Genomic DNA, 25,303 nt, shown 5'->3' with positions numbered 1-25,303 from the left:
GGCCGGTGCGCATGTGACGATCCGAGTGCCTGCCGATGCCCCGACGATCTCGGATGCGGTGTCCTTGGCTCGGCCAGGTGACCTGGTGCTGGTCGCGCCGGGCGTGTACCACGAGTCGGTGAAGATCGACACGGCGCGCGTCACTCTTCGCGGTTCGTCCCGGGACAAGGTCGTCATCGACGGGCGGTTGCAGCAGCCGAACGGCGTCGTCGTGTCGGCGCCCGGGGTGGCCGTGGAGAACCTGACCGTGGAGAACAACACGCAGAACGGGGTCCTGGTCACCGGCTCCGCGAAGGCGGTCGCCGGCCTGCCGGGGGGAAGCGGCGGCTACGACACCGGCGACGAGCCCGTCACCTTCCTGAAGTCGTTCCTGGTCTCCCACGTGACCGCGACCCGCAACGGTCTGTACGGCATCTACGCGTTCTCCGCCCAGAACGGCGTCATCGAGCACTCGTACGCGTCGGGCAGCGCCGACTCGGGGATCTATGTCGGCCAGTGCAAGCCCTGCAACATCGTGGTGCGGGACAACGTCGCCGAACTCAACGCGGTCGGTTACGAAGGCACCAACGCCAGCGAGGACATGTACGTGGTCGGCAACCGCCTGGTCGGCAACCGGGTCGGACTCACCACCAACTCCAACCACCAGGAGAAACTGCTTCCGCAGAAGGGCTCCGTCATCGCGGGCAATCTGATCGCCGTCAACCAGCAGACGGCCACCCCGGAGCAGGCCGACGGCGGGTGGGGCATCGGCGCCGGCATCGACGGCGGCAGCGACAACCGGTTCATCCGCAACCGCATCGCCGGCAACCGCAACGCCGGGCTGGTGATCACCGCGACCGCCGACATACCTCCGGTCGGCAACCAGATCGTGGACAACACGTTCACCGGCAACGGCGTCGACGTCGGCTGGACGTTCCCCACCGCCACGCGGGGACGGGGCAACTGCCTGCGGGACAACGATCTGCGCACCACCGTGCCCGCCCGGCTCGCGACGACTGCGGCCTGCCCGCTTCCGGCCGGGTCGTCCTCGTCGGCCGGCACGTGGGCGGCGCCGACTGCGCCCGGTGGCATCCCGTTCACCGAGGTCGCGGCGCCTGCTCCGCAGCCGCAGTTCCCCGACGCCGCCACCGCGGGCGCCACCGCTGTCCCGCCCGTCCCGGCCCTGCCGAAGACGGAGGGCATCCGGCTGCCGTCGGCGTCCCTGCTCGCCGCGAACGCGCGGGTGCAGACGTCCTGAACGGCGGCTACCGGGTCGGGGTGGTTCCGGGTACCGGCTTGACCGGAACGTACTTGTGGGTGTCGAAATCGATGACCACGGGCTCCGGCTGCGAAGCCACGCTGACGCGGACCCGGTACATGGTGCCGTCGGAGCCGATCCAGTAGCGCACGTTGCCCGCCGTACCGGAGCGGTCGGGGGAGGACGGCCCGGTCATGACGTCCACCCGGCGCCCGTCCACCAACTCCCGCCCCCACCAGGCGGCGCCGTTCTGCGGCAGCAGTTCGGCGTTGTCCGGCCGGTCGCCGCCGAGACCGAGCGCGATGGACAGGGAGGTGTCCAGCGCGCTGCCGGTCGACAGCAGCGGACGGTCGAACCAGCCCGAACGGGGCGGCGACGCGGGTGCGTGCGCCGGGGCGTCCGTCATCGGGCGGACGTGCACCGAGGTGGGCGTCCACCGGATCAGCCCGTCGCTGGACTTGTTGCGCGCGGTGCCGTGCACCACGCCGTAACCGACCTTGCGCCGGTAGTCGACGGACCCGGTGACGGTCAGCCCGCCGGCGGTGCCCGGCACGGTGATCGTCACCGCGCGGCCCTGTGCCTGGTAGTTACGGAATCGCGTGATCGCCAGCCGGCTCGCCTCATCCGTCGTCAGCGGGCGCGGACCGTCGGCGCCGGAGCCGCCGTCGGCGACCAGGAACGCGGCCACCGCGGCCACCACGACGGCCGCGATGCCGATGACGGCCGCGGCCCGGCGCGACCGTGGCCATCGGCGCCGGTCAGCCGGACGGCCCGGTGGGGCTTGCCGGATTCTCGCGCTCCGCACGCGGTTCGACGCTGACACTCTCCGATTCATCCTTTCGATCACCACACCGTCCGGCGGCCGCGGGCTCGCGGCGGCACTCGGCAGTCCGGTGGCAGACCACGCCGAGGCCGGCCCTCGTGGGGCCGGCCGAGACGTGATCTGCCCGTCCGCACCGTCCGGATCGTGGACGGGCAGATCACCGTTGTGCGGTTCGTTCAGTGTTGCCGGGCGCGACGATTCCGGGTCACGAACGCGATGACCAGGCCCGCACCCACCAGCAGACCGACCATGCCGATCATCTCCGCCAGCCCGGGCGTACCGGTGCTCGCCAGCGAACCCCCGCCTCCACCGGCCGGGGCCGGGTGGTTGGCAGGCGGCGTGGAGGCCGCGGGCGGCTTCGGAGTCGGAGTCGGAGTCGGTGTCGGTGTGGGAGTCGGAGTCGGGGTCGGGGTTTCCTTCGGGATGTACACCCCGGCGTCGATCGTGTGATCGACCCCGCCCGGCTTGTCCGGCGCCGTGACAGGCGCGTAGCCGTTGCACAACGATCCGCTGGTCGGCGGAGTCACATTGGAGTCGTGCGCACGGTTGGCACCGGCCCGCGGGAGTGTGAACCTCAACTCGCTCGCCGGGGGCTGCTCGGGCACCTGGCTGGTGTCCGCGGTGCACACGTCGAACTGCACCGTGTACTTCGCCCCCGGCGTGAGTTCGTACTCGGCGCCGACACCACCGAAGTAGTACTCGCCGGCGGCATTGGTTTTGGTCGTGGCGACCTGTTTGCCGTCCGCGTCCAGCAGGTTGATCGTCGCCCCCGGCAGCAGTACGTGCCCCGGGTCCTGGATCCCGTTGTGGTCGCCGTCGAACCACACGACGTTGCCGATCTGGATCGGCGCGTTCGCCGCCGCGTACGCGATGTCACCGAGCCCGCCGGCCTTGCCGAACCCGCCCTGGTCCCCGCTGACGAACTGGAACCCGTTGGCGGTCGGGTTGTTGCCCGGACCCTCACCGGTCGAGATGTCGTGGTACCCGGTTCCCGAGGTCGCGACGTTGACGACCGGGTCGAACTCCGTGCTGACGACCCACTGCTGCTGCGGGATGTAGGCCACCGACCCCAGCGCGGTCTCCTGGTGCGCGCCGGCGAAGGAGTCGCCCGGGAAGTACTCGACGACATCGGCGGGCTGGCCGCCACTGTTGGCGGGGGTGGCGTGGTTGGGGCAGCTCCCGGTGCCTTCCCACTGGTATTCACCGGTGGGAGTGGCGCAGACCATGGTGATGTCACCACCGGACATGCCCATTTCCGCAGTGTCCCCCGGGCGGGGGCCCAGCCCTCCCCAACCGAGCACGTCCATGAACCGGTCGCGGAATCCCAGGATCATCGAGCCGTCGCGGGCGAAGGCGAGGGAGGCCAGCTCCGGCTGCGGATCGATGAAGACGTTGCCCGACTTCCGGTCGTCCCACGTGTCCAGGCTGGTGTTCCACGGGTTCCAGTGGGTGGCCTTGTCGCCGGAACCGAAGACGCTGCCGCGTTTGTCCGTGAGCGAGTGGCTCAGCACCGTGGTGAACCGCTTGCCGTCGTAGGTGGCGACGAAGGCCTTCAGGTCCGCGCGCTGCTGCGTGCTCTCCGCGCTGCACACGCCGCCGACGTACAGCGTGTTGTTGTGGGTCTGGAGACCGAACGGCCGCCAGTCGTCGGGGCTCGCGCACCCCGGGTCCGGGATCGGGACCGTCGACTTGGGCGCCGCGGCGGTGGCCCCTGTCGCGTCGAAGCTCACCAGGCTGCGGGTCCGCAGGTTCACCGCGTACAGCGTGGAGCCGTCCTCCGACAGGGCCAGGCCACCGATGCTCTCCTTGCCCGGCGCATTGGTGAACCCGGCATCCTTGATCATGTTGGCGGTGTCGTGCTGCGTCACCGCGGCGCCCGGCACCTGCGCGAACAGCTTCGGCGCACCCGAGCCGTTGACCGGCACCGTGTAGATCGCGCCCCCGCCCTGCGGCCCGTACGGGGCGTACCGGCGGGCGAACGCGCTCTGGAACAGCCGGGTCCGGTCCTTGTCGTACGCCAACCCGAACGTCGTGCCCACCTGGTCCTGCGTGGCCAGCGTGGTCGGGCACGCCACATCGGTGGGACACGTGCCCCGGGTCTTCGTCCCGAACGCCACCAGCGCCCGGTTGTCCTTCCCGTTGGGGCCGTTGTGGACCGGCACGAAGTACCGCGAGTCCGGCAGCGCGTAGTCGGCCGGATCCCACACCCCCGTCACCACCGAGGCGTTCTTTCCCTCCGACACATCCACGAACGACGTGAAGCTGTCGAAGTGGTTCTCCGCCGTCGATGCGGGCGCCGCCCGCAGATAGCCGTTGTACGGCGCCGGGATGCTGACGTCGACGCGGTACCGGCCGCCGCTCAGCACGGTCGACTGCGACACCACGACCTTTCCGGTGGCATCCGTGACGCCGGTGACTTCGTGCCCGGCGGGGTCGGAGATCTTCACCTTCATGCCCCGCTGCGGCACGTCCATCGTCGCGTTGACCACGCCGGTGCCGAAGAAGTCGCGCAGCACCTCAACCGTCAGCGTGCCGTCGGTGGTTGAAGCGGCGGCCGGTCCGGCCGTCGCTCCCACGGCGCCGCCTGCCAGTAAAAGAACAGATAACGCGATGCGCGCCGGCGGCTCCGCAAGCCTCCAGGCCAACCGGCGCGAGTCTCTGCCGAGTCGTTTCATGGCATCACACTCCACACTTCTCTTGTCGTGAAATCGAAGCACCCGCTTCTCGCTGCACATCCCCTTCGTGACCCCGGGCGCGGACGCCGGTCGCGAACGTCACGGAAGGAAAAAGGGCCCACTGCTATTGCGTGGACCGCTTTGTGGTGATCGCTGTGGGGGAGTTGTAAGCGCCGCAGGCCAGGAAAAGCAAACGCGCGTTCACGACCTCGGGCAGGGCTGCCCTGGGTTGCGTGTTTCTGCAGCTCGATCACGGTGCCTTCGCCCCCACCCCTGACCTTGCCGACCGCTGTCGCGAGCAGCGCGCGACAGCCTATCCGCTGGGGTCTCGCCGTCACCAGCAGAACCCCTCCCATTCATCGGGATCAGCGATAATCTCCGAGCGCTCGGAGAATGGCGATCGGACGAATGTGCGACCGGTGAACTGATGGTCGAATCCACGTCGATCGTGCAGCACGCGAACCGGACCGGTCACCCTCCCTGCGCAAGATCCCCGGCCGCTGGTGGTGCGATGCCCTGTCGCACGATCTCGTGGGCGAGGGCGGCGAGCACGGGCAGTTCCGGATGGCCGGGGGCGTCCCGCCGGGCCAGCAGTACGGGTACGGAGGGTGCGTCGACGAGCGGGCGGTAGGCGACGCCGGAGTGCGGATGCATGCCGGCGGTGGACGCGGCGGAGACCCCGACGCCGCGGCCGGCCGCGATGGCGGTCAGCCAGTCGTCGGTGTTGGCGACGGTGAGCGTGGCGGCGGGCCGGCCGTCCGGTGGCCACAGGTCGACGGTCGTGGTGCCCGAGACGGTGTTGAGGACGACGGTCTCGTCCGCCAGGTCGGCGAGCCGGAGCGTGGCGCGGCCCGCGAGCGGCCCGTCCGCCGCCACCGCCGCCACCCGCTCCTCTTCGAACAGCACCTCGGTGACGAGGCCGGGCGCCTCGACGGGCCCGCGCAGCAGCGCGGCATCGACCTCGCCGCGGGTGAGTCCGGCGGTGCGGTCGTCGATCCGCAGCAGTTCGAGCGGGGTCCGGGGATACAGCTCCTGCCAGCGGCGCAGCAGCGGCGTGGTGTACGGGCCGAACGCGGACCAGGCGTGCCCGAGCCGCAGCGGCCAGTGACGCAGTCCGCCGGAGTCGAGCGCCTCGTCGAAGGCGGCGACCGCGGCGGCGGCCTTGTCGCGGAAGACGACGCCTTCGGGGGTGAGGGCGAGATGGTGGGTGGACCGGTCGACGAGCCGGACGCCGAGGTGCTGTTCCAGGGCGGCGAGGGTGCGGGAGACCGCGGGCTGGGTGAGGCGGAGGCGGGCGGCGGCACGGGTGACGTTGCCCTCGTCGGCCACGGCGAGGAAGGCGCGCAGATGCCGCACTTCGATACCGCGACCAGCGCTTTCCCCGGATCGCCCGATGCTCATGCGCGGGGAGCATAACCGGAGCGCGATCGACATTTCACATGGCACGCGGAGGTACCTACCGTAAGGGGACGTACCGCACGAGCGCAGTGCAGTATTTTCAATCGAATGGTTCATTGGGTTGAACTATCGGATTCGGGAGGAACACCGCAGGTGGACGACCAGCGCAGTGCAGCAGGGGCCGCTGTGGCCGTGGAGCGGGCCGCGGCCGTCGCCGTACCAGAGGCGGCCTCCGCCCTGGGCCCCGCGGTCCCCAGGAGCCGGGGCACGGCGCTCGCACCGGTCGCGCTGGTGGTCGCGGGCGGCCTCTCCCTCCAGTTCGGCTCCGCCGTCGCGGTCCTGCTGATGCCGAGGGCCGGAGCGCTCGGCGTCGTCACCCTGCGCCTGGCCGTGGCCGCGCTCGTCATGCTGGTCGTCTGCCGCCCGAAGCTGCGCGGCTACCGGCGCGCCGACTGGGGCACGGTCCTCGCCTTCGGGCTGGCCATGGGCGGCATGAACACGCTCTTCTACCAGGCGGCCGACCGCATTCCGCTGGGCGCGGCCGTCACCCTGGAGGTGCTGGGCCCGCTCGCCCTCTCGGTGTTCGCCTCCCGCCGCCTGAGCAACCTGGTCTGGGCCGGGCTCGCGCTGGGCGGCGTCGTGCTGCTGAGCGGGGGCGGCTTCGACCGCCTCGACCCGGTCGGCGCCGCCTACGCGCTCGGCGCGGGCGCGATGTGGGCGACGTACATCGCCTTCAGCGCCCGCACCGGCCGCCGCTTCCCCCAGGCGGACGGACTGGCCCTGGCCCTGGTCGTCGCCGCGCTCCTCTCATTGCCCCTCGGCGTCATGGAGTCGGGCTCCAAGCTGCTGGTCCCGTCCACGCTGGCGCTGGGCGCGGCGGTGGCGCTGCTGAGCTCGGTGCTTCCGTACACCCTCGAACTCATGGCGCTGCGCCGCCTGCCCGCGCCCACCTTCGCGATACTGATGAGCCTGGAACCGGCGATCGCGGCCACGGCCGGCTTCCTGATCCTCGGCCAGGCCCTGACGACCACCGACGCGCTGGCGATCGCGCTCGTCATCGGGGCGAGCATGGGCGCGGTACGCAGTCAGGCCCGGCGCGCGGGGCCGAGGGAACGCGCCTGACGTCCGGGGCGGGCCCTTGTCGGCCCGCCCCGGACGCGGGATCATGGCGGCCCGTCACGCGAGATCCCGCCGGGGGAGCCCATGGTCGTCGCCGCCGTCTATTTCGTCGTCGCCATGGGCGCGGCCGTGATGTTCGGGAGGAACCTGGACCGGCAGCTCCAGGGCCCACGGCTCCGGGCCGCCTGGGCCGAGGGGCTCACCGCCGAGGCCCGGTGCATCTCCCTGCGCACCGAGGAGGTCCAGAGCCCCGAGGGCGGCCCCGTCCTGTACACCCACCCCACCCTGGAGTTCCGTACCGGAGACGGGCGCGCAGTGAGCTTCGAGGAGCGCCGGTCCCGCCTCACGCCGGCCAAGGGCGACTTCGTGACCGTCCACTACAGCGCCGCGAACCCCGAGGGCGCGACGACCCGTGCCCCGTCCTTCGGTATGCGCCACGCCAGGACCGTGATCACCGGGGTGGGCGCAGTCTTCGCCGCGATCTCGGCGGTCGTCATCGCCGTGGTCGCCTGATCCGCCGGGCCCTCTGCCGCGTTCGGCCTCACTCCGGGTTGACGGTGTCGAAGTACAGGCTGTCCGTCGCCGCGTCGAGGAAGAACCGCCCCTGCGTCAGGTCGTCCACCGGGCCGGGGCCCAGGAGCAGCGCGTCATAGGAGGCGCTGGTCATCCACCGCGCGTGCGCGGGCAGGAACCCGGCCAGCACGTCCGGCACCCCGTGCGGTGCGGCCGGTCCGAAGGCGTGCGCCGGGTCCGCCACGGTCCGGGCCGCGGTCCCGGCGGGCAGCCGGGCCGTACCCACCACCCGGTACCGCGGGTCCGGGCTCGGCAGATACGAACGGCCCTCCGCGTCCCGGTCGTACGCCAGCCAGTGCGCCCCGCTCAGCCGCCCCGCCTCGCCGAACCTGCGCCGCAGCGGGGCGAGATCCGTCCGTACCCGCTCGCGGTCCGGCACGGGGCCGTCTGCGGATGCGTACACCGTCCCCCCGACCGCGGCCGCCGCCACGGCGCCGATGCCCAGCGACAGCCAGGTGCGACGACTCGGCCCTCTCGAACGCTCCATGTGCGTCGCCCCCCGTGCGTCGTGTCGTCGATGGCGACGAGCGTAATGCCGCAGGGGCGGCGCCCGCCGGGGGCGTAACGGGATACTGCGGAAAATAATGCAAGCATGCTTGCTTGTTTATTGCTCCGCTGCCATGATCCTGGGCACACCGCCACGCCCCGAGGGGAGCGCACCGTGTCCCAAGTCGCAGCCGTGATCGACGATCTGCGCGACGAGAGCGATGAACTCGACGTACTGGTGCGGGGGTTGACCGCCGAGCAGTGGGCCGTGCCGACGCCCGCGCCCGGCTGGAGCATCGCGCATCAGATCGCCCATCTCACCTGGGCCGACGAGGTCGCGCTGCTGGCCGCCACCGATGCCGACGCCTTCGCGGGGGAGGCGGCCAGGGCCATGGAGGCGCCCGAGTCCTTCGTCGACCGGGGCGCCGAGGAGATCACCGCCGCCCTGGCCCCTCAGGCCCTGCTCGCGCGGTGGCGCGGCGGGCGGGAGCGGCTGGAGGCGGCGCTGCGGGACGCTCCGGCGGGCACGCGCATCCCCTGGTACGGGCCGCCGATGAGCGTCGCGTCCATGGCGACCGCCCGGATCATGGAGACCTGGGCGCACGGCCAGGACATCGCCGACGCCCTCGGAGTCACCAGGACCCCCACCGCCCGGCTGCGGCACGTCGCCCGGATCGGGGTGCGGGCCCGCGACTACGCCTATCTGGTACGGGGGATCAAGGCGCCCGAGGAGGAGTTCCGGGTGGAACTCCGAGGATCTGACAGCGAGTTGATCGCCTTCGGGGCGTCGGACGCGCCGCAGCGTGTCACCGGCCCGCTCCTCGACTTCTGCCTCCTGGTCACCCAGCGCGCCCACCGCGACGACCTCGCCGTCCGGGCGGCCGGCCCCGACGCCGACCAGTGGCTCGACATCGCCCAGGCCTTCGCCGGGCCCGCCGGACCGGGCCGCGCACCCCGGGGAGAAGACAAGTGACCGCACCACTGCGAATCGGCAACGCCTCCGGGTTCTACGGCGACCGCTTCGACGCCGTCCGCGAGATGCTCACCGGCGGCCCTCTCGACGTCCTCACCGGGGACTACCTCGCCGAGCTGACCATGCTCATCCTCGGCCGGAGCAGGCTCAAGGACCCCGCGCGCGGCTACGCCACCACCTTCCTGCGCCAGTTGGAGGAGGGCCTCGGGCTCGCCCACGAGCGCGGGGTGAAGATCGTCGCCAACGCGGGCGGGCTCAACCCGGCCGGACTGGCCGACACCGTGCGGGAGTTGGCGCAGAAGGTCGGCGTCCCCGTGCGCGTCGCCCATGTGGAGGGCGACAGCCTCCCCGTGCCCGAGGGGTTCCTCACCGCCAACGCCTACCTCGGCGGCGCCGGGATCGCCGCCTGCCTCGACGCGGGCGCGGACGTCGTCGTCACCGGACGGGTCACCGACGCGGCTCTCGTCACCGGACCCGCCGCGGCCCGGTTCGGCTGGGGGCCCGGCGATCTCGACGCGCTCGCCGGGGCCGTCGTCGCCGGACACGTCCTGGAGTGCGGCACCCAGGCCACCGGCGGGAACTACTCGTTCTTCCGGGACCACGACCTGCGCCGGCCCGGCTTCCCCGTCGCCGAGATCCACGCCGACGGCTCGTCCGTCATCACCAAGCACGACGGCACCGGCGGAGTCGTCGACCTCGGCACCGTCACCGCCCAGCTGCTGTACGAGACCGGAGGCGCCCGGTACGCGGGGCCGGACGTCACCGCCCGGCTCGACACCGTGACGCTGACCCAGGACGGACCCGACCGGGTGCGCATCTGCGGGGTGCGCGGCGAGGCCCCGCCGCCCACCCTCAAGGTCGGGCTGAACCGGCTCGGTGGCTGGCGCAACGAGGTCGTCTTCGTGCTCACCGGCCTCGACATCGAGGCCAAGGCACACCTGGTGCAGGCACAGTTCGCCGACGCGCTCGCCCGCTCGGGCGCCGAACCCGACGAGGTGCGCTGGGAGCTGTCCCGGACCGACCGGGCCGACGCCGCCACCGAGGAGAGCGCGAGCGCCCTGCTCCGGCTCGTCGTCCGCGACCGGGACCCGGAGACCGTCGGACGCGCGGTCTCCGGTGCCGCGATCGAGCTCGCGCTCGGCAGCTATCCCGGCTTCCACGTCACCGCCCCACCCGGCAAGGGCGCGCCGTACGGGGTGTTCGAGGCCCGGTACGTACCGGCCGACGAGGTCCCGCACACCGCCGTGCTCCCCGACGGACGGCGGCAGGAGCTGGCGCCTCCCGCCGTGACGTGCCCGCTCCGGGACGCCGGTGAACCGCCGCTGCCCGAACCCCTGCCGGACCCCGGACCCACCCGTACCGCCCCGCTCGGCCGGATCGCGGGCGCCCGCAGCGGCGACAAGGGCGGGGACGCCAACGTGGGCGTGTGGGCCGTCGACGACGACGCCTGGCGGTGGCTGGCCCATGAACTGACCGTCGAACGGTTTTGTGAACTGCTGCCGGAGACCGCGGACCTCACCGTCGTACGCCATGTCCTGCCGAACCTCCGCGCTCTGAACTTCACCGTTCACGGGCTGCTGGGCGAGGGCGTGGCCGCCCGGCACCGGTTCGATCCGCAGGCCAAGGCGGTGGGGGAGTGGCTGCGCTCCCGGCACCTGCCCATTCCCGTATCGCTGCTGGAGACCGTCCACGCACCGGAGGCCAACGCATGACCGTCCTGCCCACCGCGCTCGACACCGCGAGCCCCGAATACGCCGCGAACCGCACGGCCATGCTCGCGAAACTCGACGAACTGGCCGCCGAACACACCAAGGCACAGGCGGGCGGCGGTGAGAAGTACGTGGCACGGCACCGCGCGCGCGGCAAGCTCCTGGCCCGGGAGCGGATCGAGCTGCTGATCGACGAGGACACCCCGTTCCTGGAGCTCTCGCCGCTCGCCGCCTGGGGCAGCGACTATGCGGTCGGCGCCTCGATCGTCACCGGGATCGGGGTGATCGAGGGCGTGGAGTGTCTGATCACCGCCAACGACCCGACCGTACGCGGCGGCGCCTCCAACCCCTGGACCCTGAAGAAGGCTCTGCGGGCCAACGAGATCGCCTTCGCCAACCGGCTGCCCTGCATCAGCCTCGTCGAGTCGGGCGGCGCCGACCTCCCCTCGCAGAAGGAGATCTTCATCCCTGGCGGGGCACTGTTCCGCGACCTCACCCGGCTCTCCGCGGCCGGAATCCCGACCGTCGCCGTCGTCTTCGGGAACTCGACCGCGGGCGGGGCGTACGTCCCGGGCATGTCCGACCACACCGTCATGATCAAGGAACGGTCCAAGGTCTTCCTCGGCGGACCGCCCCTGGTCAAGATGGCGACCGGCGAGGAGAGCGACGACGAATCGCTCGGAGGCGCCGAGATGCACGCCCGCACCTCCGGGCTCGCCGACCACTTCGCCGTCGACGAGCAGGACGCGCTGCGCCAGGCCCGCCGGATCGTCGCCCGCCTCAACTGGCGCAAGGCGCACGCCGATCCGGGCCCCGCCGAGCCGCCGAAGTACGACCAGGACGAGCTGATCGGCATCGTGCCCGGCGACCTGAAGGTGCCCTTCGACCCGCGCGAGGTCATCGCCCGGCTCGTCGACGGCTCCGACTTCGACGCGTTCAAACCGCTGTACGGGACCAGCCTCGTGACCGGCTGGGCGAGGCTCCACGGCTACCCCGTCGGCATCCTCGCCAACGCGCAGGGCGTGCTGTTCAGCGAGGAGTCGCAGAAGGCCGCCCAGTTCATCCAGCTCGCCAACCAGCGCGACATCCCGCTGGTCTTCCTGCACAACACCACCGGCTACATGGTCGGCAAGGAGTACGAGCAGGGCGGCATCATCAAGCACGGCGCGATGATGATCAACGCGGTGTCGAACTCGAAGGTCCCGCACCTGTCCGTGCTGATGGGCGCCTCGTACGGGGCCGGGCACTACGGCATGTGCGGCCGGGCGTACGACCCGCGCTTCCTCTTCGCCTGGCCCGGCAGCAAGTCCGCCGTCATGGGCCCGCAGCAGCTCGCCGGGGTGCTGTCCATCGTCGCCCGTGCCTCCGCCGCCGCGAAGGGGCAGCCCTACGACGACGAGGCCGACGCCGGACTGCGCGCCATGGTCGAGCAGCAGATCGAGTCCGAGTCGCTGCCCGTGTTCCTCTCCGGGCGGCTGTACGACGACGGGGTCATCGACCCGCGCGACACCAGGACCGTCCTCGGGATGTGCCTGTCCGCGATCCACACCGCCCCGGTCGAAGGCGCCCGCGGTGGCTTCGGCATCTTCCGGATGTGAGGACGTCTTTTGCGGCTGAACCGCCGCCGCTCTCGCGGAGGGGGTTGCTCGCCGCAGGGGTTCCTCAATTGATGGTTGCGGTGTCCTAGTGGAAAGAGTCTTTCTCATGCCTGCCACGATTCGATCGCTCCTCGTCGCCAACAGGGGCGAGATCGCCTGCCGGATCTTCCGCACCTGCCGCGCGCTCGGCATCGCCACCGTCGCGGTGTACTCCGACGCGGACGCCGGCGCGCTCCACGTGCGGGAGGCCGACACCGCCGTACGGCTGCCCGGCGCCGCCCCGGCCGACACCTACCTCCGCGGCGACCTCGTCGTACGCGCCGCGCTCGCGGCCGGTGCCGACGCCGTTCACCCCGGCTACGGCTTCCTCTCCGAGAACGCCGGATTCGCCCGTGCCGTGCAGGACGCCGGGCTCGCCTGGGTCGGCCCGCCGGTCAAGGCCATCGAACTGATGGCGTCCAAGACCCGCGCCAAGGAACTGATGGCCGCCGCCGGGGTGCCGCTGCTCGCCCCCGTCGACCCGGAACGGGCCACCGCCGACGACCTGCCGCTGCTGCTCAAGGCGGCGGCGGGCGGCGGCGGACGCGGGATGCGGATCGTGCGCGAACTCGCCGACCTGCCCGCGGAACTGACGGCGGCGGCCGCCGAGGCCGCGGCCGCGTTCGGGGACGGCGAGGTCTTCGCCGAGCCGTACGTGGAACGCGGCCGGCACGTCGAGGTCCAGGTCATGGCCGACGGGCACGGCGGGGTCTGGGCGCTCGGCACCCGCGACTGCTCCCTCCAGCGACGCCACCAGAAGGTCGTCGAGGAAGCCCCCGCACCCGGCCTCGACGACGCGCTGCGGACCCGGTTGCACGACGCCGCCGTGGCCGCCGCGCAGGCCGTCGGCTACCGGGGCGCGGGCACCGTCGAATTCCTCCTCGCCGCCGACGGGCGCCCGTACTTCCTGGAGATGAACACCCGCCTACAGGTCGAACACCCCGTCACCGAAGCGGTCTTCGGACTCGACCTCGTCGCCCTCCAGCTCCGCATCGCCGAGGGCGAACCACTGCCCGACACCGCACCGCCCGCACCGCACGGCCACGCCGTCGAGGCCCGTCTCTACGCCGAGGACCCCGCCCGCGACTGGCAGCCGCAGACCGGAGCACTGCACACACTCCATGTGCCCGAGGCACCCGGACTGCGCCTGGACACCGGATACACCGGCGGCGACACCATCGGCGTGCACTACGACCCGATGCTCGCCAAGGTCATCGCCCACGCCCCCACCCGCACCGAAGCCGTACGCCTCCTCACCCGCGCCCTGGAGGACGCCCGCATCCACGGCCCGGTCACCAACCGCGAGCTGCTCGTACGGTCCCTGCGCCACCCCGACTTCCTCGCCGCCCGCCTCGACACCGGCTTCTACGACCGCCACCTGGACGCCCTCACCCAGGCCCCGGCCCCGGACGAAGCCGGGCCGCGCCTCGCCGCCCTGGCCGCCGCACTCGCCGACGCCGCCGCCCGGCAGCACGGCCCCGGACCGGGCCCCGTCCGCCTCGGCGCCTGGCGCAACATCTCCTCGCAGCCCCGGACCAAGCGCTACCGCGCCGAACCCGACGGCACCGAACACGAGCCCGCCTACCGCACCACCCGCACCGGCCCCGTCCCCGAGACCGGAGAACGCGTCATCGCCGCCGGGCCCGACCGCGTCACCCTCGAAACCGGCGGCATCACCCGCCACTTCGACATCGCCGTCCACGGCGACAAGACGTACGTGGACACCGCCGGCGGCTCGTACACCTTCACCGCCCTGCCCCGCTTCACCGACCCCACCGACCGGACCGAACCCGGCTCGCTGCTCGCCCCCATGCCCGGCACCGTCGTCCGCGTCGCCGAAGGCCTCACCGCCGGGACGGCGGTCGCGGCCGGAGCGCCCCTGATCTGGCTGGAGGCGATGAAGATGGAACACCGCATCCTCGCCCCCGCCTCCGGCACCCTCACCGCGCTCCACGCCGCCCCCGGCCTCCAGGTGGAGGTCGGCGCCCTGCTCGCCGTCGTGCAAGACGTACAGGAGGAACCGAAGCAATGAGCACCGTCCTCGAAACCGAAGAGCACCAGGCCCTGCGCGCCGCCGTCGCCGCCCTCGGAAAGCGCTACGGACGCGACTACACCACCTCCGTCGTCCGTGGCGGCGCCCATCCGCGCGAACTGTGGGCCGAAGCCGCCAAGCTCGGCTATCTCGGCGTGAACCTGCCCGAGGAGTACGGCGGCGGAGGCGGCGGCATGGCCGAACTCTCCATCGTCCTGGAGGAATTGGGCGCGGCAGGCAGCCCGCTGCTCATGATGGTGGTCTCCCCGGCGATCTGCGGCACCGTCATCGCCCGCTTCGGCACCGAGGCCCAGCAGCGGCAGTGGCTCCCCGGCCTCGCCGACGGCAGCCTCACCATGGCCTTCGGGATCACCGAACCCGACGCCGGGTCCAACTCCCACCGCATCACCACCACCGCCCGCAAGGACGGCGAGGACTGGCTGCTCACCGGCCGCAAGGTCTTCGTCTCCGGCGTCGACATCGCCGACGCCACCCTCGTCGTCGGCCGCACCGAGGACGCCAGGTCCGGCAGGCTCAAGCCCTGCCTCTTCATCGTCCCCCGCGACGCCCCGGGCTTCCGGCGCTCGCAGATCGACATGGAACTCCAGGCCCCGGAGAAGCAGTTCGAGCTGGTCCTCGACGACGTACGGCTGCCCGCCGACGCCCTGGTGGGGGACGAGGATGCCGGACTCCTCCAGCTCTTCGCCGGACTCAACCCCGAACGCATCATGACCGCCGCGTTCGGCATCGGCATGGGCCGCTACGCACTCGCCCGCGCCGTCGACTACGCGAAGACCCGCCAGGTGTGGAAGGAACCCATCGGCTCCCACCAGGCCATCGCCCACCCCCTCGCCCAGGCCCACATCGAACTGGAACTGGCCCGGCTGATGATGCAGAAGGCCGCCCGGCTCTACGACGACGGCGACGACATCGGCGCCGGCGAGGCCGCCAACATGGCGAAGTACGCGGCCGGCGAAGCCTGCGTCAAGGCCGTCGACCAGGCCGTCCACACCCTCGGCGGCAACGGCCTCACCCGCGAGTACGGCCTCGCCTCCCTGATCACGGCGGCCCGCGTCGCCCGGATCGCCCCCGTCAGCCGGGAAATGATCCTGAACTACGTCTCCCACCAGTCCCTGGGCCTGCCCAAGTCGTACTGACACACGGCAGTCCGTCTCCCCGCACCGCCGCTCCGACGGGCCCACCGCCACGGCGCACACGTTCCGCAGCGACCACCCGGCCGTGCGGGCACTCGGCCTGCCCGTCCCTGACGCGGTCCTGGGAGCCACCGCCACCACCGTCCATCCGCTCGCCACGGCGGAGGAGTACGCCGAACAGCTCCGCGACTCCTCCGCCCGCCGGACCACCACCGGCCGAGGACACCAGAAGGAGACGACCCCCCCATGACGGCGCTCGCCGCCCCCGCCCACGACCGGGGCATCACCACGCTCACCCTCGACTCGCCCGCCAACCGCAACGCACTCTCCGCGGCCCTGGTCGGCGAGCTCGCCACCGCCCTGGACGCCTGCGCGGCCGACGACACCGTACGGGCCGTCGTCCTCACCCACACCGGCAACACCTTCTGCGCCGGCGCCGACCTCACCGCACCGCCCGAGCCGCACGCCCTCGTCGCGCTGATGCGGCAGATCATCGCCCTGCCCAAACCCGTCGTCGCCCGGGTCACCGGCCATGTACGGGCGGGCGGCCTCGGCCTGCTCGGTGCCTGCGACATCTCCGCGGCCGGCCCCGGAGCCACCTTCGCCCTCACCGAATCCCGGCTCGGCCTCGCCCCCGCCGTCATCTCCCTGCCCCTGCTGCCCCGCACCGACCCGCGCGCCGCCGCCCGCTACTACCTCACCGGAGAACGCTTCGACGCCACCGAGGCCGCCCGCATCGGCCTGATCACGCTCGCCGCCGAAGAGGTGGACCAGGGCCTCGCCCCCGTCCTGGACGGCCTGCGCAAGGCGTCCCCCCAGGGGCTGACGGCATCGAAGGAGCTGGTCACGGCTAGTGTGCTGAAGAATTTCGACCAGCATGCCGAAGACCTCATCGCCCGCTCGGCGGCCCTCTTCGCCTCCGCCGAGGCACGGGAAGGAATGACGGCCTTCCTCGAACGACGGGAGCCCGCATGGGTGTTGTGACGCCCCCCACCGACCGGACCCCCAAGCAGGACCGCAGCCGGGCCACCCGCCGCCGGCTCCTCGAAGCCGCCGTCGCCTGCCTCGCCGAACACGGCTGGGCGGGCTCCACCGTCTCCGTCGTCGCCGAACGCGCGGGCGTCTCACGGGGCGCCGCCCAGCACCACTTCCCCACCCGCGAGGACCTGTTCACCGCAGCCGTCGAATACGTCGCCGAGGAACGCTCCGCCGCGCTGCGCGCCCTGCCCGTCCAGGGCCGCACGGACGTCGTCGCCGCACTGGTCGACCTCTACACCGGCCCGCTCTTCCGCGCCGCGCTCCAACTCTGGGTCGCCGCCTCCAACGAGGCACAGCTCCGCCCCCGCGTCACCGAACTCGAAGCCCGCGTCGGCCGCGAGACCCACCGCATCGCCGTCGAACTGCTGGGCGCCGACGAGACCAGGCCCGGTGTGCGCGAAACCGTCCAGGGCCTCCTCGACATGGCCCGCGGCCTCGGCCTTGCCAACGTCCTCACCGACGACACCGCCCGCCGTCAGAGGGTCGTGGCACAGTGGGCGCTGCTGCTGGACGACGTACTCGACTGACCACGGGGGACCTGTGGGTGATTACTTCCAGACCATCGTCGACCTCGACGCCACCGAACAGGACGCCGCACGGCTCGGCGCCGTGCTCCTGGACCGGCTGATCGCCGACGGAATCGTCGACGCCGAGCGCACCGACTGCGTCCTCGATGCAGACGGCTACGGCAACGCGCCAGGACCGAACTACGCCAAGGCCGTCGACGACCCCGAACCGGTCGAGCTGTGGAGCAACGGCCTCTACATTGCGACCGGAAGAACCGTCTTCGACAGCGGCCAGGGTGAGGCCGGCGTGGCCACCTGTCCGCTCTGCGCCACGACCATCCGCCTGGTCGACGACACCTGGTGCCCGGTCGACGATGCCTGGGAACCGTTCGCGGGCCGGTTCGAGGACTGGGAGAAGGGCGGCGAAGGGGCCGTGGAATGCACCTCCTGCCACCGGCCCTCCGGCATCGACCGATGGAGCTGGGAGGACGGCTACTACGCCTGCGGGCAGCTCGGCCTCACCTTCTGGAACTGGGCGGAGCTGACCCCCGACTTCGAGCAGGAGGTGCGGCGCCGCCTCGGCGGACACCGCACCGTCACACTCCGCGGCAAGCTCTAGGGTCTCCCGTTCGGATCGGGCTCAATTCCCAAGATCCGCGAGCTGGTCGTACCCCTCGATCTCCCGCGGGTCGCGCGCCCCCGGACCGACGTACCGCGCCGACGGACGCACCAGCCGCCCCGTCCGCTTCTGCTCCAGGATGTGCGCCGACCAGCCCGCCGTGCGCGCGCAGGTGAACATCGACGTGAACATGTGCGCCGGAACCTCCGCGAAGTCCAGCATGATCGCCGCCCAGAACTCGACGTTCGTCGCCAGCACCCGGTCCGGGCGCCGCGCGTGCAGCTCCTCCAGGGCGGCCTTCTCCAGCGCCTGCGCCACCTCGAAGCGCGGCGCGCCCAGCTCCTCGGCCGTGCGCCGCAGTACTCGCGCCCGCGGGTCCTCCGCCCGGTAGACCCGGTGCCCGAAGCCCATCAGCCGCTCGCCCTTGTCCAGGGCCTTCTTCACGTACGCGACGGCGTCGCCGGTCCGCTCGATCTCCTCGATCATGCCGAGCACCCGGGACGGCGCACCACCGTGCAGCGGCCCCGACATCGCACCCACCGCGCCCGACAGCGCCGCCGCCACGTCGGCGCCGGTCGACGCGATGACGCGGGCGGTGAACGTCGAGGCGTTCATGCCGTGCTCGGCGGCCGACGTCCAGTACGCGTCGACGGCCTTCACATGCTTGGGGTCCGGCTCGCCCCGCCAGCGGATCATGAACCGCTCGACCACCGACTGCGCCTTGTCGATCTCGCTCTGCGGGACCATCGGCAGCCCCTGCCCGCGCGCCGACTGGGCGACGTACGACAGCGCCATCACGGCGGCCCGCGCCAGGTCGTTGCGCGCGGTCTCCTCGTCGATGTCGAGCAGTGGCCTCAGGCCCCACACCGGGGCGAGCATCGCCAGCGCGGACTGCACATCGACCCGGATGTCCCCGGAGTGCACCGGGATCGGGAACGGCTCGGCGGGCGGCAGACCGGGGTTGAACGCCCCGTCGACCAGCAGGCCCCAGACGTTGCCGAACGACACATGGCCGACGAGATCCTCGATGTCGACACCCCGGTAGCGGAGCGCACCGCCTTCCTTGTCCGGTTCGGCGATCTCCGTCTCGAAGGCGACGACTCCCTCTAGTCCCGGTACGAAGTCGGACATGGCGGCTCCCTCGGTCGACGGCTCTGCGGAGGCCACAGTGGCCTGCCTCAAGATATTGGCGGCTTACCCCGACACGGGGAAGCGTGACATCCGGCACAGCACCCCGAATCGGCACCGCCCCGGACCACTGCCCACCGCGCTCCCTACCCCTCCTTGCCGGGCCCACTCGACCGCTGCGGCAGGATGACCCCGTGCCCACCGCAGACTCCCCCTCCGATTCCACCACCGATCCGGCCGCGATGCGCGAGCAGTACCGCTCCGAGGGCTTCACCGAGGACACGCTGGCCGCCGACCCGATGCAGCAGTTCGCCCACTGGTTCCGGCAGGTCGCCGTGGGAGGGTTGCTCCACGAGCCCAACGCCATGGTGGTCTCCACCGCCACCCCCGAGGGCCGGCCGTCCTCACGCACCGTGCTGCTGAAGAAGTACGACGCGCGCGGCTTTGTCTTCTTCACCAACTACGAGTCCCGCAAGGGCCGCGAACTCACCGCCAACCCGTACGTCTCGCTGCTCTTCCCCTGGCACCCGATGGCCCGCCAGGTCATCGTCACCGGCCGGGCGGACCGGATCGGCCGCGACGAGACGGTGGCCTACTTCCGTACCCGCCCGCACGGCTCCCAGCTCGGCGCCTGGGCGAGCCCCCAGTCCGCCGTGATCGGCTCCCGCGACGAGCTGCTCGCCCGCTACGAGGAGCTGGCGGCCCGCTACCCCGAGGGTGAACAGGTCCCCGCGCCCCCGCATTGGGGCGGCTTCCGCGTCGTCCCCGACACGATCGAGTTCTGGCAGGGCCACGAGAACCGGCTGCACGACCGGCTGAGGTACGTGCGCGAGGGCGAGCAGTGGCGCGTCGAGCGCCTGTGCCCGTAGGGCCTGGCCGGCACGGCCCCTTCGGACATGCAGAAACCCGCAGGCTCTGGTCCCTCCTTGCGGAGGGGCCGGCCGGACTTACCGGCGAGCCTGCGGGTCGGTGACTGCTTGGGATTGGCCGACGACCGGCCTGCACTGCAAAGAGCGCGACAACGGGCGTCAGCCCGCAGCCACCTCACGAGTCCGAGAAGAAATCACTTCTGGAACACCTCCTTTCCGTTCGCTGGAAGCAGCCTAGGAAGGGGCGGGGGACGCCACAACCCATTTATTCGGCGGCCTCCTGCCGGCAGCTGTACGCGTACCCGTCGGCCCGCTGCAGCAGCCGCAGGTGCACGTGGGACACCGTGAAGCGGCCCATGGGGGTGCCCAGGCTGTGCTTTCCGGAGGCGCGCACGGAGACGCGTCCGGTCCAGGTCCCCGCCCAGTTGCCCCTGGGCACGGAGGCGTGGACGAGGTCGCCGGTGGCGAAGCCGTGGTGCCGCTTCCTGCGCGCACGGGTGAGCCGGGGGAATCCGTACCGGTCGGGAGTGGTACGGGCGTAGCTTCCGCGCCCTGTCGCCGTGATCACCTGGACCTGCTGGGGCACGCGGACAATCCTGTTGCCCGCCTCGTGGTTGAGCTGTCCGACGCAGAGGGCGTCGAGCGTGTGGGTCTTCGGCAGACCCATGGCGGTGCGGTTCCACTTCGTACGACCTCCCGACCAGGTCAGCACCGGTTTCCCGAGGCCGGCGAGGGCGTCTGTGAGCAGCTGTCTGGTCGCGTTCATGACGGCGGCGTCGCGGAGCGGTGACTTGATCTGTGCGCGGATGGCCGCGAGGCGGGCGGGGTGGTGGGCCAGGAATTCTTCGACGTGGGTGGAGCCTTTGGCCTGGTTGCAGCTGATGCAGGCGAGGGTGAGGTTGGAGACGCGGTTGGAGCCGCCGCGGCTGCGGGGCCGGATGTGGTCGATGTTCAGGGGCACGCCGGAGGCTCCGCAGTAGGCGCAGGTGCGTCCCCACGTGGCGAGCAGGTATTCGCGGATCTCGGTTCCCGCGAGAGTGCCGCTGCGGTACTCGGCGGTGGTGAGGTCGCAGCCCGCGCTCATGGCGTGGGTGTCGAAGGCGACCTGCTCGATGTGGATCTCGGAGATCGGTGCGTACTGGGAGAGACGGTGTGCGGTCGCCAGTGTGGTGTCGACCCGATGTTGCACCGAGGGCGGCAGCCAGCCTTTCGGGCGGGTGCGGTTGTGTGATCTGCGGGCGCGGTAGCGGCGGTTCGCCGAGCGCCGTCTGCGGCGGTATCCGGCTCGTTGCCGCATGGCGCGGTGGATCTGCCAGCCGCGGTGTCGCAGTTCGATCGACATGAGCCCGCGCCGTACGGTCGTGGCTGCTCCGTCCGGGGTGGATTCCTGTTTCGTTTCGGTGATCGCGATTCCGGTTCCTTTCGAACCGGGATCGATGCGCAGTTGTACGCCGTCGACCTGGGAGTCGGCGTCCGTGCGGTCCTTGAGGCGGATGGTGAAGGGAGTGTGCCGCGCGACGACGGCGCGGCCGTTGGTGAGTAGTTGCCGTGCGCGGGCGGGGTGGCAGGGCATGAGTGGTTCGCCGCCTTTTGCGAGGACGAAGACCCTGCCCGAGCCTGTTCCGCCGTGGTGGGTGATGTGCTGTGGAGGGACGTCACCGTCCCTGTTCGCTGCCTTTTCGGCGTGACGCCGACGGTGTCCGGTGCCGCGTCCGTCGGTCTCCCCTCGCCCATGTTCCCTGCCGGTGTCCCGCGCGGGGGCGGGATGTCCGTGAGCCGTTTCGTCCCTGCTCCCAGGGGTGTCTGCTCTCGCGGATTCCAGTGCGGGCTGCTGAGGAAGCACAGCTCGGTGGGTCTGCTCGCCTGCGGGAAACGTAGTCATCAAGGGCACCTGCCTTTGATCGGTGATGGCGATGACTGGGGCTGTTCACTCGGCTCGCCTCGCGGGGAGGGAGCGGGAGCGAGTGATCTCCTTTCGCGTGTTGGTCAGGGACGCTAGCCGTGTCTGCGTCGGAGTTGTTCGACGCGCCGGTGTCACCGCACAGATGTGTGATCTTTCGGCGGAGATCGAATGCGCGATCGTTCGATGTGTTAGTCGGCAGGTTCTTGCACGGGGAGGGGAGCCGATTTCCGGGAAGTCGGTGTGTGCTGAGTCACCTTCGAGTTCAATGGTCTGACGTGCGGAAATGCCGGATGCGTCCTGCGGGGGGGTACGGGATGAGTGCGTCCAAGAGCAGTGGAACGACCGAGGCGCTCGGACCCGACGAGGGCCCGAAGGCGGGGCCCGGGGCCGAGTTGCTCGCCGCGCTGCTCGACGGGATGGACGCCGCGCTCTGCGCGTTCGACGCGAACGGCACGATCACCCACTGGAACCGCGAGGCCGAGCGGATTCTGGGCTGGTCCGCCGAGGAGGCCGTGGGGCGGCCCGGGTTCGACGGGTGGGCGGTGCGGCCGGCGGACGCGGGGGAGGTGCAGGGGCGGCTGATGGCGGCCATGGACGGGCCGGGCCGCCGGGTCCTTGAGTTCGCGCTGCTGCGCAAGGACGGCGGGCGGGTGCTGGTGCGGACCCAGTCGGCCGGGGTCCGGGGCGCGGACGGCAGACCGGCCGGGGTGTACTGCGCGTTCAGCGAGGTGCACACGCAGATCGGTCTGGAGCGGTCGATCGCGCTGAGCGGGGCGCTGTTCGAGGACGCGTCCTGGGGTGTGGTGCTGGTCGACGCGGATCTGCGGCCGACGGTCGTGAACGCGTACGCGGCGCGGGCGCTGGGCGGAGGCCGTACGACACTGCTGGGGCGCCCGCTGGGGGAGCTGATCGTGCAGGGCGTCGAGGATCTGGAGGGCGCGTTGCAGCATGTGCTCGCCGAGGGCGCACCACCGGCGCCCGTCGAGCTGTGGGTGACGCTGCGGACGGCTGAGGGGAAGCGGCGGCGCTGCTGGCGCAGTGGTTTTCTGCGGCTGACGTCGCCGCTCGCCGAGGAGCGGGTCCCGCTGGGGGTCGGCTGGCTGTTCCAGGACGTGACGGCCGAGAAGCTGGCGGCGCAGGAGGCGGACCGGATGAGGTTCCGGTCGAACCAGCTGCACCGGGCCTCGCGGTCGGCGTCCGAGTGCGAGGACCCGATGGAGGCGGCGACGTCCTATCTGGACTACGCGCTCGCGGGTTTCGCGGACCATGCGCTGGTCGACCTGGTGGCGGGGGAGCGGCTGGTGCGGGTGGCGGCGACACCGTCCGGCGAGCCGGGGCCGTGCCTGCCGGTGGCGGGCGGCTCCATTCCGCTGCGGTACGTGGCGGGGCACCCCGCGCTCCAGGCGATGGACCGGACGGGGTCGGTGCGGGCCAGTGCGGGGGCCGGGCCCGGGGCCGGGGTGTGGGCGGCGGAGCGGCAGTGGCCGGGCGACTGTGTGCACGCGCTGTGCGTGGTGCTGCGGAGCAGGGGGCGCACGCTGGGCGTGGTGACCTTCCTGCGCTCGGCCCACCGCACGGCCTTCGAGCGCCCCGACGCGGCGTACGCGGAGAGTGTGGCGGTGCGGGTGGCCGCAGCGGTGGACCTGGCGCAGGTGCTGGCGCCGACGAGGTGACGGTGCGTTTTTCGGGCCGTCGCCCGTCACCACTTCACTGCCGGTAGAAGATCCGGTCCTGGTACTCCGTCATCACGCGCCCGTTCCACTCGTGGCCGCCGTCGACGTTCCCCGACCGCAGCAGCGGCGGCTCCACGCCCCGCTCCACGAGCTGCTCCGCAGCGGCGGCCATCATCGCCTGCATCAGGGCGCTGGTGACCACCGTCGACGCGGGGGCGAACGGGGCCTCGATCCCGTCGAGGGTCAGCTCCGCGTCACCGATGGCGATCTTGCTGTCGAGCACGATGTCGCAGTGGTCCCGCAGGAAGCCGCCCGAGGAGTGCCGGGAGCGGGTGCCTTCCGCGTACGCCACCGACGTCACGCCGATGACCTTCAGGCCGAGCGCCCGGGCGTTCTGCGCCATCTCCACCGGGAGCGCGTTGCGCCCGGAGAGCGAGATGATCACGAGGACGTCGCCGGCCCCGGCGGGGCTGGAGTCCAGCACGGCGCCGGCCAGCCCGTCGACCCGTTCCAGCGCGGAGCCGAGGGTCGCGGGCATGACGTCGACGCCGACCGTCCCCGGTACGGTCAGCAGGTTCATCAGGGCGAGGCCGCCCGCCCGGTACACGACGTCCTGCGCGGCGAGCGAGGAGTGACCGGCGCCGAAGGCGAAGAGCCGGCCGCCCGCCGCGACGGTGTCGGCGATCGCGGCACCGGCGGCCGCGATGTTGCCGGACTCCTCGTCGCGTACCCGCTCCAGCAGGCCGATCGCTGCGTCGAAGAACTGACCGGCCAGCTTGCTGTCGCTCATCGAGGAGGCCCTTTCCGGCGGAAGGAGGTACTCAGGGGTGTCCGTGCCGCGGATCACGTTGCGGTCTGGACCAGTGACCTGTCAATACCGCCCCTGCGGCTCCGCTGCACGGTGTTCGGCCGGCGCGGCACGGTTGTCGGTGGTATGCGTCAGAATTGGGTCAGGGCCAGCGCGCAGCGCTTACGACGTTTTCCTGTCACAGCATCGAGGGGCACGAATGTCCGGACTGATCGACACCACGGAGATGTATCTCCGCACCATCCTCGAACTCGAAGAGGAAGGCGTGGTCCCCATGCGCGCCCGGATTGCGGAACGGCTGGACCAGAGCGGTCCGACGGTCAGCCAGACGGTGGCGCGCATGGAGCGTGACGGCTTGGTGCAGGTCGCGGGCGACCGGCATCTGGAGCTGACCGACGAGGGGCGCCGCCTGGCGACGCGTGTGATGCGCAAGCACCGGCTGGCCGAGTGCCTGCTCGTCGATGTGATCGGCCTGGAGTGGGAGCAGGTCCACGCCGAGGCGTGCCGCTGGGAGCATGTGATGAGCGAGGCCGTGGAGCGGCGGGTGCTGGAGCTGCTGCGCCATCCGACGGAGTCGCCGTACGGGAATCCGATCCCGGGCCTGGAGGAGCTGGGAGAGAAGGCCGAGGCCGATCCCTTCCTCGACGAGGGCATGGTGAGCCTGTCGGAGCTCGACCCGGGCGCCGAGGGCAAGACGGTGGTCGTGCGCCGGATCGGTGAGCCGATCCAGACGGACGCCCAGCTGATGTACACGCTGCGGCGTGCGGGGGTGCAGCCCGGCTCCGTGGTCAGCGTGACCCAGTCGCCCGGCGGCGTGCTGGTCGGCAGCAGCGGCGAGGCGGCGGAGCTGGGCGCCGAGGTCGCCTCGCACGTGTTCGTGGGCAAACGCTGAGCGCCTCGCCTTCCGCGTACCACCGCTCGGCCGACCACCGCTGCCGCGGTG

Annotated in this window: 22 protein-coding genes; 15 read left to right on the top strand and 7 right to left on the bottom strand. The window is 71.7% G+C overall.

Features of this window, described 5'->3' with window-relative positions; genetic code table 11:
- The first annotated feature begins 25 nt into the window (after nt 1–25).
- A complete protein-coding gene (locus IE107_RS28725; protein WP_229867312.1) occupies nt 26–1,237 on the top strand; it encodes a right-handed parallel beta-helix repeat-containing protein in 1,212 nt (403 codons plus the stop codon).
- Nucleotides 1,238–1,244: 7 nt separating this feature from the next.
- On the opposite strand, the gene IE107_RS28720 is transcribed toward IE107_RS28725, so the two are convergent.
- The 3 genes from IE107_RS28720 to IE107_RS28710 form a co-directional block, all read right to left on the bottom strand.
- On the bottom strand, nt 1,245–1,925 hold the full coding sequence (locus IE107_RS28720) for a hypothetical protein (RefSeq protein WP_189547301.1): 681 nt from the start codon (nt 1,923–1,925) through the stop codon (nt 1,245–1,247).
- Nucleotides 1,926–2,236: 311 nt separating this feature from the next.
- Complete coding sequence (locus tag IE107_RS28715; protein WP_189547258.1) at nt 2,237–4,636, bottom strand: SdrD B-like domain-containing protein; 2,400 nt, start codon at nt 4,634–4,636, stop codon at nt 2,237–2,239.
- Nucleotides 4,637–5,206: 570 nt separating this feature from the next.
- Nucleotides 5,207–6,136 (bottom strand): LysR family transcriptional regulator, encoded by a 930-nt coding sequence (locus tag IE107_RS28710; RefSeq protein ID WP_229867304.1) that lies wholly within the window; start codon nt 6,134–6,136, stop codon nt 5,207–5,209.
- 150 nt (nt 6,137–6,286) lie between these two features.
- Here IE107_RS28710 and IE107_RS28705 point away from each other — a divergent pair, with 150 nt between their 5' ends.
- Together IE107_RS28705 and IE107_RS28700 are read left to right on the top strand one after the other, a co-directional pair.
- A complete protein-coding gene (locus IE107_RS28705; protein WP_189547256.1) occupies nt 6,287–7,255 on the top strand; it encodes an EamA family transporter in 969 nt (322 codons plus the stop codon).
- Between the two features lie 81 nt (nt 7,256–7,336).
- A complete protein-coding gene (locus IE107_RS28700; protein WP_189547255.1) occupies nt 7,337–7,765 on the top strand; it encodes a DUF3592 domain-containing protein in 429 nt (142 codons plus the stop codon).
- Between the two features lie 28 nt (nt 7,766–7,793).
- Here the strand turns inward: IE107_RS28700 and IE107_RS28695 are convergent, their stop codons facing one another.
- Nucleotides 7,794–8,312: a hypothetical protein gene (locus tag IE107_RS28695; protein ID WP_189547254.1), complete on the bottom strand. Its 519-nt coding sequence runs from the start codon at nt 8,310–8,312 to the stop codon at nt 7,794–7,796.
- 174 nt (nt 8,313–8,486) lie between these two features.
- Between IE107_RS28695 and IE107_RS28690 the strand changes: the two genes are divergently transcribed.
- The 9 genes from IE107_RS28690 (at nt 8,487) to IE107_RS28650 (ending at nt 17,979) form a co-directional block, all read left to right on the top strand.
- Nucleotides 8,487–9,284: a TIGR03084 family metal-binding protein gene (locus IE107_RS28690; protein WP_189547253.1), complete on the top strand. Its 798-nt coding sequence runs from the start codon at nt 8,487–8,489 to the stop codon at nt 9,282–9,284.
- Nucleotides 9,281–10,996, top strand: a complete 1,716-nt coding sequence (locus IE107_RS28685) for an acyclic terpene utilization AtuA family protein (RefSeq protein ID WP_189547252.1) — start codon at nt 9,281–9,283, stop codon at nt 10,994–10,996. The genes IE107_RS28690 and IE107_RS28685 overlap by 4 nt, the downstream gene beginning before the upstream one ends.
- Entirely contained in the window at nt 10,993–12,591 is a 1,599-nt protein-coding gene (locus tag IE107_RS28680; protein ID WP_189547251.1) for an acyl-CoA carboxylase subunit beta, read from the top strand. Before IE107_RS28685 ends, IE107_RS28680 begins: the two co-directional genes overlap by 4 nt.
- Nucleotides 12,592–12,697: 106 nt before the next feature.
- On the top strand, nt 12,698–14,662 hold the full coding sequence (locus IE107_RS28675) for an acetyl/propionyl/methylcrotonyl-CoA carboxylase subunit alpha (RefSeq protein ID WP_189547250.1): 1,965 nt from the start codon (nt 12,698–12,700) through the stop codon (nt 14,660–14,662).
- Nucleotides 14,659–15,819, top strand: coding sequence for an acyl-CoA dehydrogenase family protein (locus tag IE107_RS28670; RefSeq protein WP_189547249.1), 1,161 nt, complete (start codon nt 14,659–14,661; stop codon nt 15,817–15,819). Before IE107_RS28675 ends, IE107_RS28670 begins: the two co-directional genes overlap by 4 nt.
- Before the next feature lie 82 nt (nt 15,820–15,901).
- Nucleotides 15,902–16,066 carry a hypothetical protein gene (locus tag IE107_RS28665; protein ID WP_189547308.1) on the top strand — a complete coding sequence of 55 codons (165 nt, stop codon included), beginning with the start codon at nt 15,902–15,904 and terminating at the stop codon, nt 16,064–16,066.
- Entirely contained in the window at nt 16,063–16,800 is a 738-nt protein-coding gene (locus IE107_RS28660; protein WP_189547248.1) for an enoyl-CoA hydratase family protein, read from the top strand. The genes IE107_RS28665 and IE107_RS28660 overlap by 4 nt, the downstream gene beginning before the upstream one ends.
- Complete coding sequence (locus tag IE107_RS28655; protein ID WP_189547247.1) at nt 16,788–17,381, top strand: TetR/AcrR family transcriptional regulator; 594 nt, start codon at nt 16,788–16,790, stop codon at nt 17,379–17,381. The genes IE107_RS28660 and IE107_RS28655 overlap by 13 nt, the downstream gene beginning before the upstream one ends.
- Before the next feature lie 13 nt (nt 17,382–17,394).
- The gene (locus tag IE107_RS28650; RefSeq protein WP_189547246.1) at nt 17,395–17,979 is read left to right on the top strand and encodes a hypothetical protein; all 585 of its coding nucleotides are present in this window, start codon (nt 17,395–17,397) and stop codon (nt 17,977–17,979) included.
- A 21-nt stretch (nt 17,980–18,000) separates the two neighbouring features.
- On the opposite strand, the gene IE107_RS28645 is transcribed toward IE107_RS28650, so the two are convergent.
- Nucleotides 18,001–19,110: a citrate synthase 2 gene (locus tag IE107_RS28645; protein ID WP_189547245.1), complete on the bottom strand. Its 1,110-nt coding sequence runs from the start codon at nt 19,108–19,110 to the stop codon at nt 18,001–18,003.
- Nucleotides 19,111–19,349: 239 nt separating this feature from the next.
- Between IE107_RS28645 and pdxH the strand changes: the two genes are divergently transcribed.
- Complete coding sequence (pdxH, locus tag IE107_RS28640) at nt 19,350–19,976, top strand: pyridoxamine 5'-phosphate oxidase (protein WP_189547300.1); 627 nt, start codon at nt 19,350–19,352, stop codon at nt 19,974–19,976.
- A 265-nt stretch (nt 19,977–20,241) separates the two neighbouring features.
- Here the strand turns inward: pdxH and iscB are convergent, their stop codons facing one another.
- Nucleotides 20,242–21,615, bottom strand: coding sequence for an RNA-guided endonuclease IscB (gene iscB, locus IE107_RS28635; protein ID WP_268246622.1), 1,374 nt, complete (start codon nt 21,613–21,615; stop codon nt 20,242–20,244).
- 578 nt (nt 21,616–22,193) lie between these two features.
- On the opposite strand from iscB, the gene IE107_RS28630 reads away from it, so the two are divergent.
- Complete coding sequence (locus IE107_RS28630) at nt 22,194–23,552, top strand: PAS domain-containing protein (RefSeq protein ID WP_189547243.1); 1,359 nt, start codon at nt 22,194–22,196, stop codon at nt 23,550–23,552.
- Nucleotides 23,553–23,586: 34 nt separating this feature from the next.
- Here the strand turns inward: IE107_RS28630 and IE107_RS28625 are convergent, their stop codons facing one another.
- Nucleotides 23,587–24,342 (bottom strand): SIS domain-containing protein, encoded by a 756-nt coding sequence (locus IE107_RS28625; RefSeq protein WP_189547242.1) that lies wholly within the window; start codon nt 24,340–24,342, stop codon nt 23,587–23,589.
- 217 nt (nt 24,343–24,559) lie between these two features.
- On the opposite strand from IE107_RS28625, the gene IE107_RS28620 reads away from it, so the two are divergent.
- Complete coding sequence (locus IE107_RS28620) at nt 24,560–25,252, top strand: iron-dependent transcriptional repressor DtxR (RefSeq protein ID WP_189547241.1); 693 nt, start codon at nt 24,560–24,562, stop codon at nt 25,250–25,252.
- Nucleotides 25,253–25,303: the final 51 nt, after the last annotated feature.

Source organism: Streptomyces gelaticus, assembly GCF_014649535.1.
In the GTDB taxonomy this organism is placed as follows: Bacteria; Actinomycetota; Actinomycetes; order Streptomycetales; family Streptomycetaceae; genus Streptomyces; species Streptomyces gelaticus.
Note: the sequence above shows the minus strand (reverse complement) of the source record. Positions and strands in the feature narration are given on the sequence as shown.

Bases quoted from the DNA above. Each gene is read 5' to 3' on its own strand.
- IE107_RS28710 (WP_229867304.1), bottom strand. From the start codon at position 6,136: ATGAGCATCGGGCGATCCGGGGAAAGCGCTGGTCGCGGTATCGAAGTG.
- IE107_RS28700 (WP_189547255.1), top strand. From the start codon at position 7,337: ATGGTCGTCGCCGCCGTCTATTTCGTCGTCGCCATGGGCGCGGCCGTG.
- IE107_RS28695 (WP_189547254.1), bottom strand. From the start codon at position 8,312: ATGGAGCGTTCGAGAGGGCCGAGTCGTCGCACCTGGCTGTCGCTGGGC.
- IE107_RS28680 (WP_189547251.1), top strand. From the start codon at position 10,993: ATGACCGTCCTGCCCACCGCGCTCGACACCGCGAGCCCCGAATACGCC.
- IE107_RS28675 (WP_189547250.1), top strand. From the start codon at position 12,698: ATGCCTGCCACGATTCGATCGCTCCTCGTCGCCAACAGGGGCGAGATC.
- IE107_RS28670 (WP_189547249.1), top strand. From the start codon at position 14,659: ATGAGCACCGTCCTCGAAACCGAAGAGCACCAGGCCCTGCGCGCCGCC.
- IE107_RS28660 (WP_189547248.1), top strand. From the start codon at position 16,063: ATGACGGCGCTCGCCGCCCCCGCCCACGACCGGGGCATCACCACGCTC.
- IE107_RS28655 (WP_189547247.1), top strand. From the start codon at position 16,788: ATGGGTGTTGTGACGCCCCCCACCGACCGGACCCCCAAGCAGGACCGC.
- IE107_RS28645 (WP_189547245.1), bottom strand. From the start codon at position 19,110: ATGTCCGACTTCGTACCGGGACTAGAGGGAGTCGTCGCCTTCGAGACG.
- pdxH (WP_189547300.1), top strand. From the start codon at position 19,350: ATGCGCGAGCAGTACCGCTCCGAGGGCTTCACCGAGGACACGCTGGCC.
- IE107_RS28630 (WP_189547243.1), top strand. From the start codon at position 22,194: ATGAGTGCGTCCAAGAGCAGTGGAACGACCGAGGCGCTCGGACCCGAC.
- IE107_RS28625 (WP_189547242.1), bottom strand. From the start codon at position 24,342: ATGAGCGACAGCAAGCTGGCCGGTCAGTTCTTCGACGCAGCGATCGGC.
- IE107_RS28620 (WP_189547241.1), top strand. From the start codon at position 24,560: ATGTCCGGACTGATCGACACCACGGAGATGTATCTCCGCACCATCCTC.